Origin of the sequence: Bernardetia sp. ABR2-2B (assembly GCF_037126435.1) — a bacterium.
Lineage (GTDB): Bacteria > Bacteroidota > Bacteroidia > Cytophagales > Bernardetiaceae > Bernardetia.
On sequence record NZ_CP147020.1, the window covers coordinates 4,047,253 to 4,058,940 of the forward strand.

The window sequence follows — 11,688 nt, forward strand, 5'->3', positions numbered from 1 at the left end:
CAAATTATTCAGAAAATCATGACAAAATTAAAATCATTTTTTAGCCTATCTTTTTTATTTAGTTGTTTGCTCTTTTTGGGTGCTTGTGATTCAGAGGGAAATATTAATTTCTTTTCTATTAATGAAGACCTCCAAATTGGTCAGCAAGTGGCAGCCGAACTAGAGGCAGACTCTACGGTCATTATTTTGGACGAACAAGATTATGATACAGCTTATACTTACATTCGAACGCTTACAGAGAAAGTTTTGTCTTCAAATGATGTTCGTTATCGTACAGAATTTCCTTGGCAAGTAAAAATCATCCAAGATGATGAAACATTAAATGCTTTTTGTACTCCAGGGGGATATATTTATGTTTATACAGGACTAATAAAATATTTAGATACAGAAGACCAACTCGCTGGAGTAATGGGACACGAAATTGCACATGCAGACAAACGCCACGTAACAGACAACATGACAAAGGCGTACGGCTATGAAGCTCTGTTTGCAATCTTTTTTGGAGAAGACCAAGGACAACTTGCAGGTATTGCAAAAGGATTAATCAATCTAAAATATGGACGTGATGCAGAACGTGAAGCTGATGATTTTTCAGTAAAATATCTTTGTGATACAGAATATCAAGCCAACGGAGCAGCAGGATTTTTTCAGAAAATAATTAATGAAGGACAAAGTAGCACACCCCCAGAGTTTTTGAGTACGCACCCAAATCCAGATAATAGAGTAGAAGCTATCAACGATAAAGCAAGAGAAGAGGGATGTAGCATACAACCAAGTGGAAATAATTATGCAGCTTTTAAGGCTTCACTTCCTCAATAATTAATTATGAATCCTTATTACTTTATTGTAATAAGGATTTTTTTTAAAGAAGTGTGTCTTTATCTTCATTCATCATAAGAATCATATAAATCACTCGCTAATCAGTTACGGTATTTCTCAAAACTTGGCAACAAAAAAACATATACCCATATCCAAGGAGAAAAATAATGTCCTACTCCAAGAAAAAAATATGTTCCTGCGTGAAAACAAATACCTATGATAATCAAAGTGAGTTTAATATATTTATTTTTATGAAGAATAAGTAAAAAGCTGATTTCCCAAAAAATTGTAAGAATAGAAAGAAGCGCAACAAGAAAAGGATAGTTTGATAAATTTTGACCCAAATCAGTAGGAGAGTTTTGTAAATAACTCAAAAGGGCATTGCCGTTGGGCCAATCCCAACCTCCAATAAATATTTTTTCAAGTCCAGAAGAAGTATAAATTAATCCAACAGCTAAAAAAAGGAGAAAATTTTGACGAATTACATTTGTGTTTTTACTGATAAAAAAGCCTTTAAAATTAGTTTGCCAAAACCAAAAAGGTAGCAGAATACAAACCCAATTCCAAGAAGCATACGTATGTTCAATTTTTCCAAAATCATACAAAAGACCTTGTAGATAAATAAATAAAATAGCACTCAAAGCTACACAAACAAAAAGTGTAATTTTGAATAAAAAAAACCTTTGGTAGAAAAAAGATAATAGCACAGAAATAACTCCTATGGCTGTTATAATTTTGAGAAAACTAATTGAATTTTTGAAAAACGAAAGTGAAGGAAAAGAAGGAGATAGAAACTTATAAAAAGAAATTGGTTCGTAGAGAATAGCTATTTGAGAGTATTGTGTCAGAATCTCTAGCCATTCATTAGAAAGTAGAATATTAGAAATCAAGAAATAAATAATCAAAAAATATTGTTTCTTGTAACTTATTTTTTCAGAGTAAACAGAGTTTTTTATAAAAAATGACTTTACTTTTTGATAGAATTTTGGAATAAAAAAAATGGAAAATACAGAGCTAACAAACAAAAAACGAATAGCTATTTGGTCAGATTTTTTGATAAAAAAGGAGGCATCAAAACGGTATTTTTCTACTTTTAAGCGTGGATAAATACTTTCTACTAACTCTGCAAACCAAGTGGGTTTTGTCGTTGCATCAAAATAAGCTAAAGTATAATTTCGAATCCAAAACCAATACAAAACTTGAGATAAGAGGATAAGAAAAATAGCAATCCAAAATCTATTTTTTTTTGCAAAATTCATTAGCTAAAAATTAATTTGAGAAAACACATAATGAATCTATTTCATTATTTGAGTCTTTTTGAATGATATGATACCACTTCCATTTTAGATTTTTGTTTTGTTTCAAATTTTCTTTATCTTTTATTATTTCATCAAAAACGGTTATAAAGTCAGCGTGTTTTGCTTGATAATGGTGTTTACGGAGCTGCATTTCAAAAGTATTTGCGTTGAGAGGAATGTTTTGGGGACGTAATTCTGTAAAATTACTGTCAGCTTCATTTTTATAAAAAAGATGAAATTTTTCATATTGAGTTTGGTGTTTTATCGGCTCGGCAAACATTCCAAAACGATGAAAAGGATATATATCTTTCAAAAAAATAAAGGGGAAAATAATTCCCAAACACAAGAAAAAGGATATTATTTTATTCATTTTGTAGTTGCTGGTGTAACTCTTTAGGAAGTTGTATCTCAAAACTTGTTCCTTCGCCTAATGCACTTTCTACTGAAATTTTTCCATTATGTTTTTCAATAATTCCATACGTAATAGACATTCCTAGTCCTGTTCCCTCTCCAACATTTTTGGTGGTATAAAACGGTTCGAATATTCGTTTTTGTACTTCTTTGCTCATTCCAGAACCATTATCAGTAATTATCAATGTAATATGATTTTTACTATTTTTTGTTTGGATACTTAAAGTAAGGTTTTTATTATTATTCTTTTTTTTCTCCTCTATGAGAGCCTGAATAGCATTATTACAAATGTTCATCAAAACTTGATTGAGTTGCCCTGGATAGCATTCTATAGGCTGCATATCAAAATCTAACTCTCTATTTACTGTAATTCCATTTTCTTTAATTTGATTTCTTAAAAGAATAAGTGTTGTCGAAATATGGTCATTGATATGTGTTTTTTTAATTTCTTCTTCATCTAACCTAGAGAAGTTACGCAGTCCTTTTACAATCTCAAAAGTTCGCATTGCTCCAATCTGAATATCTTTTAATAAAGTTCTTGTTTCATCTATCAACTCATCATATTCTTCATGTAATTCCGTACTGATATTTTCTTTACTTGTCCAAGATAAAAGTTCTTCTATGTTAGTATGAAGTGCGTCCATTCCTGCATAAACAAAATTTATTGGATTATTTATCTCGTGTGCAATCCCTGCTGTAAGTTGTCCTAGACTCGCCATTTTTTCGGCTTGTGTAAGCTGTGCTTGTGTAGATTTTAGCTCTGTAATTGTTGTAGCTAATTGTTCGTTTACTTCTATTTCTCGTTCTAATGTATTTTGTAACTTCGATTTTGCAGCAGCCAACCTTTCGTTGGTAAGTTGCATTTCTTCAGCATATTTTCGTAATTCTTTTTCAGATTCGGCAAGGTCTTCCACTTGTTTTAAAAGCTGCGCTTCTGTATATCTCAACCTTGTACTTCTTTCTGCAATTAGTTCTTCAAGGCGTCCTCTTTGATTCATCAACTCTTGATTCATTGCCAATAATTCTTCTTGATTTTCCTTAAAAGAACTGTCTTGGTCTTGTAGCGCATCATTTTGTTTATTGGCTTCTATAAGCAAATCTCTCAATAAGTCTTCACTCTGACTGACCATTCTCATAGCCGTAGCTACAATCAATAGATTCAAACAAACTGCCATCGCCCAGATAATAATCTTAAAAAAAGCAGCCGTAGAAGGAGGCATATAAATACTAAGTGCTGAAAAACCTTTAGGCAAAAACTCTATCCAACCTAAAATAGCACCAAAAGCCAACAAGAAAAAAAGCTGTAAACTTTGCTCTTGACTAGAGAAGAGCATAATAATAATAATACTTATCGGCAAAATAAACGCTCTCATAGCAGGTTCTCTACTAAAGATTAGAAAGAATACAAAATGAGACACAATAATCTGAAAGACAAAAAATATTTTAGCTAAATCTACTTTATGAAATTTATTGAAAACTAGAGGAAAAATAAAGCCTGTTGTTATTAAAGCAGTGTTGATGATTAGCTCAGATGTCCAAAACGAATTTATGATAAATAATCCAATTATTCCCAATAAAAAAACACAAGACAAAGAAAGACATATCAAGTTTATAAGTCTTATCCTTGCTGATTCTTGCGTGTGCATTGTGTCTGTAACGCCCCAATGAATGCTATTTTGGATATAATTAAAAATAACTTATGGAATTATGAATGATAAATTATGAACTTTTGTATTATTTTATAGTCTAAATTTTATATTTATTTCACTGATTTTTATTCGTTGCTTGTAAAATCAATTTCGGTACTATCTCCAATATTAAGGCTCTGAACTAATCCTTTGAGAGAAGAATCACTACCAATAATAGATTTGTTGAGTGTTGCATGAGAAAGTTCAGAAAAAGAACCAATAATACTATTTTGAATGATAGAATTTGAAATATGTGTATGGTCGCCAATAGCTACATTAGGACCAATAATAGAGTTTTCTAGTTTGCATTGTTTCCCAAAACGAACAGGCTGAATAATAATACATTTTGGATAATTGCTTGAAACAGAAGTTTTGAAACCGTGTCGTCTTAAAAGACTAGCATTAGCTTCTAATAAAGTCTCCTTTTTTCCACAATCAAACCAATTATCTACTTCCATAAAAGTTATTTTCTCGCCTTGATTGACCATTTCCATAAGAGCATCAGTCAAATGATATTCCCAAGAGCTATTTGCAGAAGCAGAATGGCTCATAATTGTCTTTATAGAATCTAAAAGTAAAGGAATATTTGTGATTTTGTATGCACCCACTAACGCCAAATTTGACTTTGGAATGCGTGGTTTTTCGATAAGCTTCTTTATTATTCCGTGTTTATCAGGTTCTATGATTCCGAAAATACGTGGATTATCAACCTTTCTGACAGCTACAACACTATTTTTGATATTGAAAAAGTTAGAATAATTCATCTCTACAATTGTATCTCCTAAGACAACCAGCAATTCTTTTTCATCTTGGATAAAATTACGGGCTATCCAAAGTGCATGTGCTGAACCAATACGAGGTTCTTGCAAAACAAACTCTGCATTGATGGTATCTTTATATGTATTTACTACATACTCTTCAATTTTGTTTCCTAGATAACCAATGATAAATAAAAAGTCTCGTATTCCATTTTCATATAAATTATCAATAATATGCCCCAAAATAGGCTTTCCTGCTATCGGAACGAGTGGTTTGGGTTGTGTGTGTGTATGTGGACGTAAGCGTGTACCTGCTCCTGCTACTGGAATAATTGCTTTCATGGGCATCAATGAAACTAAAAAAAAATATAATAAAGCTATTGTAAACTAAAATAGGAAAATAATCTGAATAATAGTGCAAAATACAATTCTTAATAAGATACCACAACTTATACACTATCAAATTTCATAAATAGTAAGCCAACAAAATTAAATATATCTTTCTCGTTGTTGATGCCTTCACTAATGATAAATACAATTTTTTAGAAAAAAAGTCATATAGTGCTTATTTTTCTTTTTTTGATAGAGTGAATCTAAAATAATCTAAAACTATTTGAATTAAACCGATAAGTTTGATATTTTTATCGAAAACAACACGGTAAAACATTGGATTAGTTGAATTTATCTCCATTTAGGATTAATTTATGTATCAGTTCTAAATAAAATAGTAGTGAATTCTATTAAATCACAAAAAAAATAAACTGTCGATTCGATTTCCTACCAAAAAAAATAAGATATTTGTCTGTCAGGAAAATATAAATTTGTTTTGAATTAGCTTTTTTTTCTAAAAAAAAGTTTTATTTATACAAAAAAATACTTTTTTAATAAATAAGTAAGAAAATAGTTGTCTTTATTTGTTTATTATTTAGAGGTATATTTGATAGTCGATTAAAAAACGTATAATTTTACGCAAACATTTTTTCATTTATGCTAATAAGCAAGTCATCTGCCCCAGAAAAAGGAAGTAATAGTAGTATAGTAATAAAAGTAAATTCTGCTCTCAAACTTTTCTTTGCTTCTGCATTCGTTGTCTGTACTGCTCAGTTTGCAGTAGCGCAAAACGGATTGAAATATACACCCTACAGCTTTACACTAGAAAATACAACTTCTACAACTTTATTGAATAATGATGTAGATAATGATAATCAGAGTTTAAATACTAATAAACAGAATACAAAGACTTCTAAAAACACTACTTTTTCAGAAACAACATTTATAACTAATAATAAACCCTTTACAAAACACAGCTTTGATTATTATTCTGATACCTTAAAATGGAATTCTCATCAGCTCAAAGAATCAATGTTTTCTCCTATTGGTGCGCCTCCTTCCGTCGAACGCCTAATTGTAGGAACTCCTCTGACTCCTTCTGATTCTAGTGATTTACAAGACCAAAAACGCTTTTCGTATCATTTGTTAGCTGATTTTGTTTCTTATATTTCTGGTCAGCCTGTTGAGTACCTCAATGAAATAGAGGAAATTGTAAGTGATGAGGCATTAATAGTAGATGCAGAACTGTTTTTTGACCATCAAGATTCTACGATTGAGTTTTTAGATGGATTAGATTTGGCTAAGAATTTCAGAAATGCACTTTCTGATGAAGAAGTAGCTGCTCGTATGAAGGCTATCGAAAAAGAAGTGCCTTTTAATTATACGCCAGAAGTAAGAAATTTTATAGAAAAATATGGAGTAAAATATTATACTTATACGAATACATTGATTGCAAAATCAAATGAGTATTTTCCACTTTTTGAAAAGATTTTGGAAGAGCAAGGTATGCCCGAAGAGCTAAAATATCTAGTTGTGGTAGAATCAGCTTTCAAAACACAGGTTCGTTCTCATGCAGGTGCTGTTGGTCTTTGGCAGTTTATGCCACGTACGGGAAAAGTATTTGGTTTGAATCAAAACTTCTATATTGATGAGAGAATGGACCCAACAGCTTCTACAATTGCAGCCTGTAAATATTTAAAATATTTGAATAAGTTTTTTGATGGAGACTGGGAACTTGCCATTGCTGCCTACAATTGTGGACCAGGAAATGTACAGAAAGCAATACGTCGTTCTGGTAAAAAGACTTTTTGGGAAATCTATAACTATTTGCCTCGTGAAACCCGTGCTTATGTTCCTCTTTATACGACTTATGCGTATCTGTTCAATTATGCAGAAGACCATGGAATGGTTGTCGAAGAGCCTGTTTATGCCATTGAATACGATACTGTTTTTGTAAGTCAGTATGTAAATTTGGATAAATTAGCTGATGAGCTTCGCATGTGTGCGACTGATTTGAAGGCAATGAATCCAGAGGCAAAACGTGGAATTATTCCTAAATATGCCAAAGAACATCCTATCAGAATCCCAAAAAACAGGTCTGAGTTCTTTTGGAAAAGCCAAGAAGAAATTTTAGTGGCTTGTCAGAATCCAAATTATAGAAGTGCAACCACTTCGACAGCTACAAAAACAGCATCAAATTACAGGAATACAAAAACATCAAATACAACAGCGCAGAGTTATACAGCTTCTGCAAGAACAACGACTAAGAAAAGATATTCTTCAAAATCTTCTGGTTCAAAATCTTATCATACGGTAAGCAAAGGCGAAACTCTTGGAGGAATTGCTGTAAAATACGGAACATCAGTTTCTTCGCTCAGACGTTGGAACGGAATATATGGTTCAAGAATTAATATTGGACAAAAAATAGTGATGTATGGCGTTAAGAAAAGAAGTAATTATAGTGCAGTTGCTTCAAGCAAGAAAACAACATCTACCAAAAAAACTACTGTTTCTTCATCTAACAAAACAAGTTCTTCTTATCATGTCGTAAGACAAGGCGATACGCTTTGGGGAATTGCAAATAATGCAGGAATTAGCGTTTCAAGGTTGAAGCAACTCAACAATTTGCGTTCTGATAAACTGAATGTTGGACAAAAACTAAAAGTGATGTAAGTAGCAATTACGAATTACGAAATTGAGTAATTAATTGCAAAGCGAAAAATATCCTTTATTTATTGTGATTATTCATAATGAATAAAGGATATTTTTTATGAATTTGAAAAATAAATTATATTCCTATGAAAGAATTCATGTCAGAGGCATTAGAAGAAGCCAAAAAAGGAAAAACACTTTATGGTGCTGTTTTGGTAGAAAATAAATCAAATGAAATTGTGGCTCGTGCCTTCAATACTGTCAAGCAAGATTCAGATGTAAGCGCACATGCAGAACTCAATTTGATTAGAGATTTTTGTAAAGAAAATAAAATTACCAATTTAGAAAATTATACACTCGTTACGACATGTGAACCTTGTCCAATGTGTGCAACTACGGCAGTTTGGGCAAAAGTTTCAAGGATAGTTTTTGGACTAAGCATAAAAGATTTGATAGCAAAAGGAGAGTCTCAAATTGATATTTCTTGCAAGGAAATTATAGAAAAAAGTAGTGTCAATATAAAAGTAGAAGAAGGAGTTTTGAGAGGAGAAGTAAATAAGTGGTACGCAGAACTGAAAAGTTAAGTTCATTCTATTTTTATCCATCTATTCCAATAATAACATATTCTACTCGTCTGTTTTGTATATGTTCCGAAGAGGTACATTTTATGTCATTCTGACATTGATTAATGAGCTGAGTTTCTCCAAATCCCCTAGCTTTTATTCTATCTTCTGCAATTCCTTGTTCTATCAAAAACTCTTTTATAGATTTAGCTTGTCGTTGGGTAAGCTCTAGATTATATTCATCTTCTCCTCGTGAGTCAGTATGAGCAGCCACTTCTATTCTTATTTTGGGATTTAGTCGCATCATGTAAGCCAACCTTTTCATAATAATTTCACATTCTTGCAAAATCTTATCGCTATTGGGCGAAAAGTAAACACCTACTAATTTTTTGACAACACCTATATTTATTCTTTCTAAGAAAATATCTTTTTTGATATTTCTTCGCTCATCTTCTTTGGCTATTTCAGAAGGAAGTTTTTGAGTTTGAAGACGAATAGTATCAGTAGAAAAGTAATTTTTATTGTAAGCACGAATCAAAAAAGTAGTTTCTGGTTCTAAATAAACAAGCGTTTCGCCATCTTTCGCAGTTATGGTTACTTGTTCAGAGTTATTGCTTGTATTCAGAATACGTACACTTACACCATCAATAGGTTTTCCTGTTTCTTTATCGACGAAACGATACAGTAATCTATACGTTTGGCTTTGTGCTGTTTTGGCAAAAAGAAGTGTAGTAGAAAAACAAAAAAACAGTAGTAAATAGAAAATATCTTTTTTCATATCAATCTCTCAAAATTATATCAATTTAAATTCATCATCATCTAAATAAACGGCAAATTTCTTTCTATAGTCTTGCAAATCCGTTGCCGAAAGCGAATATGACAAAATTTCTGTACCCTCAACTTCTTGAATTATAGAATTTATTTTCTCTCCCTTGGGAGTATAAATAGCCGAATCTCCATTGTACTCAATTCCTTTTCCATCTTTTCCAGTTCTGTTTACACCCACACAATAACACGAGTTTTCGATAGCACGAGCAGGTAAAAGTGTATTCCAAGCCAAACTACGAGCAGCAGGAAAATTGGCTACATACAACAAAACATCATACCCAGAAGTAGCAATTCCATCTTTATCCACCATCAAATCATTCCTAGAAAAAACAGGAAAACGCAAATCATAACAAATCTGTGGACATATTTTCCAGCCTTTATATTCAAAAACTAGAAAGTTTTTACCTGCTGTAAATACTTCATGTTCTCCTGCCATCCTGAAAAGGTGCTTTTTATCATAATAATTATAATATCCATTTGGCTCTACAAAGAACAAACGATTATAAAATTTGACTTCTACTCTTTTCTTTTTTTCTGTAAGTATTTCTTTTTCTTGCTTGATAATTACACTTCCAGTAATAGCAACGTCGTATTTTTTAGCTTGTTCTTGCAGCCAAGACAAAGTAGAACTGTTACCAAAACCTTCTGCTAAATCTGTATTCATCGTAAAACCAGTCGTGAACATTTCAGGCAGAACGATAAGGTCTGTTTGCTGACTTTCTTTTTTATCAAAAAAAACTGAAAAGACTTTTTCGAAGTGGTTTTTATTTTCAATAGGGCTTTCCCAAAACAAATTTGCTTGTATAAGACTTATATATAATGAGGGTTTCATGTCTTTTGTTTAATAATGAGATTTATTTATTAGGCTATTTTTTGAAAGATATATTTTTAAAACTCTGAATTTTGCACAACATTTTTTAATTAAAACAACACTATGAAAACTAAATTACTCGTACTATTCAATACACTTACACTTATTTTTACCATTTTTATAAATTATCTATCCAATACAGGTTTTTTTGGAGGAAAAACGATTGGAGAAATTAGTCAGAAATACGATACACTTTTTACCCCTGCAAGTTACGCTTTTTCTATTTGGGGAATTATATTTTTGATGCTTTTTGCTTTTGTCGGTTTTCAATGGTACATACTCTACAAATATAAAGATACTGAAGATAATTATGATAACTCAGAAAATATACTTATAAAAACAATCCATGAAACAGGTTTTTGGCTTATTATAGCAAACATCTGTAATGCGTCTTGGGTTGCTGTCTGGCTAAACGAACATATTGCACTTTCTGTTATGGTCATGTTTTTTCTTTTGCTTTCACTTGTTCAGCTTACTAAAAATTTACGTTTAGAAATTTGGGATGCGCCTGTCAGAATTATTGCTTTTGTATGGTGGCCTATTGTGATTTACTTGGGTTGGATTATGGTTGCTTTTATTGCTAATATTTCTTCGTTTTTTGTGAGTTTGGGTTGGCAAGGAGAACCACTTTTTGCTTCTACTTGGACTGTCTTGATGATTGTAGCAGCAACAGGTTTGTATTTAGGACTAATCGCAACTAGAAACCTTAGAGAAACAGCTATGGTAGGTGTTTGGGCATTAATTGCTATTTGTTATCGCCATTGGGAAGCCGAACCATTGATTGCTTATACTGCACTTGGTTTTGGGCTTTTAATATTTTTAGGAGCGAGTTTCCATGGTTATAAGAATCAAGAAACTTCTCCGTTTTTGAAATGGAAACGAGGAGAAATTTAAAAATTAACTAGAGTTAATCTGCTTATAACAACATCGAAATCAGTTTTAGTTGGTTATTTTTTAAAGCTATTAATGAACTTATAGCTATACACATATTAAAATCGCAATCTTTTTCTAAAAAAAAATTGATTTTATTCCATAGTTTCTCGAATGAATTTTCATAATCGTTTTTGATTTCTTTAGGTATTTCTATGTCTTGAATTATTCTATGATATTCGATACTAATACAATAGGATAATATTTCCATTTCTAAGCTTTTATTTTCTATCATATAATTCACTAATTGAGGAACAATAAAAAATGCAACTTCACCAATTTCTTCTTGATGAAACATATTTTCCCAAAGCAAATCAAGAATTTCTCTAGCTTCGTTTTCTTTTTTTGTATCAAATAGTTTTTGTATTAAATCTCCTGAATTATGCTCTATGTTCAAAACTGCTTTTGCAGAGTTTATACGACTAATTGCTGTTGAATTTACCATTTTAGAAATAGAGTTAGATAAGTTTATAAAAGGCTGAAAGTAAACATTTTTATATAATTTCTATTTCTAATCATTGATACTTTTCTAATTCTCAA

At 31.4% G+C, this 11,688-nt stretch carries 11 protein-coding genes; 4 read left to right on the forward strand and 7 right to left on the reverse strand.

Annotation, left to right across the window (positions count from 1 at the left end):
* Nucleotides 1-18: 18 nt before the first annotated feature.
* Nucleotides 19-819, forward strand: a complete 801-nt coding sequence (locus WAF17_RS17090) for a M48 family metallopeptidase (RefSeq protein WP_338762194.1) — start codon at nucleotides 19-21, stop codon at nucleotides 817-819.
* A 101-nt stretch (nucleotides 820-920) separates the two neighbouring features.
* On the opposite strand, the gene WAF17_RS17095 is transcribed toward WAF17_RS17090, so the two are convergent.
* The 4 genes from WAF17_RS17095 to WAF17_RS17110 all read right to left on the reverse strand — a co-directional run bounded on the left by WAF17_RS17095 (nucleotide 921) and on the right by WAF17_RS17110 (nucleotide 5,316).
* Nucleotides 921-2,078, reverse strand: a complete 1,158-nt coding sequence (locus WAF17_RS17095; RefSeq protein ID WP_338762196.1) for a hypothetical protein — start codon at nucleotides 2,076-2,078, stop codon at nucleotides 921-923.
* Nucleotides 2,079-2,088: 10 nt separating this feature from the next.
* Nucleotides 2,089-2,487 carry a hypothetical protein gene (locus WAF17_RS17100; protein WP_338762198.1) on the reverse strand — a complete coding sequence of 133 codons (399 nt, stop codon included), beginning with the start codon at nucleotides 2,485-2,487 and terminating at the stop codon, nucleotides 2,089-2,091.
* Nucleotides 2,480-4,174 (reverse strand): ATP-binding protein, encoded by a 1,695-nt coding sequence (locus WAF17_RS17105; protein WP_338762200.1) that lies wholly within the window; start codon nucleotides 4,172-4,174, stop codon nucleotides 2,480-2,482. Before WAF17_RS17105 ends, WAF17_RS17100 begins: the two co-directional genes overlap by 8 nt.
* A gap of 128 nt (nucleotides 4,175-4,302) precedes the next feature.
* The gene (locus tag WAF17_RS17110; RefSeq protein ID WP_338762202.1) at nucleotides 4,303-5,316 is read right to left on the reverse strand and encodes a sugar phosphate nucleotidyltransferase; all 1,014 of its coding nucleotides are present in this window, start codon (nucleotides 5,314-5,316) and stop codon (nucleotides 4,303-4,305) included.
* Between the two features lie 645 nt (nucleotides 5,317-5,961).
* Here WAF17_RS17110 and WAF17_RS17115 point away from each other — a divergent pair.
* Together WAF17_RS17115 and WAF17_RS17120 are read left to right on the forward strand one after the other, a co-directional pair.
* Complete coding sequence (locus WAF17_RS17115; protein WP_338762203.1) at nucleotides 5,962-7,977, forward strand: LysM peptidoglycan-binding domain-containing protein; 2,016 nt, start codon at nucleotides 5,962-5,964, stop codon at nucleotides 7,975-7,977.
* Nucleotides 7,978-8,102: 125 nt separating this feature from the next.
* Nucleotides 8,103-8,540 carry a nucleoside deaminase gene (locus tag WAF17_RS17120; protein WP_338762204.1) on the forward strand — a complete coding sequence of 146 codons (438 nt, stop codon included), beginning with the start codon at nucleotides 8,103-8,105 and terminating at the stop codon, nucleotides 8,538-8,540.
* Nucleotides 8,541-8,553: 13 nt separating this feature from the next.
* Here WAF17_RS17120 and WAF17_RS17125 read toward each other — a convergent pair whose 3' ends face one another.
* Entirely contained in the window at nucleotides 8,554-9,297 is a 744-nt protein-coding gene (locus tag WAF17_RS17125; protein ID WP_338762206.1) for an OmpA family protein, read from the reverse strand.
* A 15-nt stretch (nucleotides 9,298-9,312) separates the two neighbouring features.
* Nucleotides 9,313-10,179 carry a nitrilase family protein gene (locus WAF17_RS17130; protein WP_338762207.1) on the reverse strand — a complete coding sequence of 289 codons (867 nt, stop codon included), beginning with the start codon at nucleotides 10,177-10,179 and terminating at the stop codon, nucleotides 9,313-9,315.
* Nucleotides 10,180-10,281: 102 nt separating this feature from the next.
* On the opposite strand from WAF17_RS17130, the gene WAF17_RS17135 reads away from it, so the two are divergent.
* On the forward strand, nucleotides 10,282-11,112 hold the full coding sequence (locus tag WAF17_RS17135) for a hypothetical protein (protein WP_338762208.1): 831 nt from the start codon (nucleotides 10,282-10,284) through the stop codon (nucleotides 11,110-11,112).
* Between the two features lie 22 nt (nucleotides 11,113-11,134).
* Here WAF17_RS17135 and WAF17_RS17140 read toward each other — a convergent pair whose 3' ends face one another.
* Nucleotides 11,135-11,593 (reverse strand): hypothetical protein, encoded by a 459-nt coding sequence (locus tag WAF17_RS17140; protein WP_338762209.1) that lies wholly within the window; start codon nucleotides 11,591-11,593, stop codon nucleotides 11,135-11,137.
* Nucleotides 11,594-11,688 lie beyond the last annotated feature (95 nt).

Coding starts and splice junctions, on each gene's coding strand:
- WAF17_RS17135 (WP_338762208.1), top strand. CDS start 10,282: ATGAAAACTAAATTACTCGTACTATTCAATACACTTACACTTATTTTT.
- WAF17_RS17115 (WP_338762203.1), top strand. CDS start 5,962: ATGCTAATAAGCAAGTCATCTGCCCCAGAAAAAGGAAGTAATAGTAGT.
- WAF17_RS17105 (WP_338762200.1), bottom strand. CDS start 4,174: ATGCACACGCAAGAATCAGCAAGGATAAGACTTATAAACTTGATATGT.
- WAF17_RS17140 (WP_338762209.1), bottom strand. CDS start 11,593: ATGGTAAATTCAACAGCAATTAGTCGTATAAACTCTGCAAAAGCAGTT.
- WAF17_RS17125 (WP_338762206.1), bottom strand. CDS start 9,297: ATGAAAAAAGATATTTTCTATTTACTACTGTTTTTTTGTTTTTCTACT.
- WAF17_RS17120 (WP_338762204.1), top strand. CDS start 8,103: ATGAAAGAATTCATGTCAGAGGCATTAGAAGAAGCCAAAAAAGGAAAA.
- WAF17_RS17110 (WP_338762202.1), bottom strand. CDS start 5,316: ATGAAAGCAATTATTCCAGTAGCAGGAGCAGGTACACGCTTACGTCCA.
- WAF17_RS17130 (WP_338762207.1), bottom strand. CDS start 10,179: ATGAAACCCTCATTATATATAAGTCTTATACAAGCAAATTTGTTTTGG.
- WAF17_RS17095 (WP_338762196.1), bottom strand. CDS start 2,078: ATGAATTTTGCAAAAAAAAATAGATTTTGGATTGCTATTTTTCTTATC.
- WAF17_RS17100 (WP_338762198.1), bottom strand. CDS start 2,487: ATGAATAAAATAATATCCTTTTTCTTGTGTTTGGGAATTATTTTCCCC.
- WAF17_RS17090 (WP_338762194.1), top strand. CDS start 19: ATGACAAAATTAAAATCATTTTTTAGCCTATCTTTTTTATTTAGTTGT.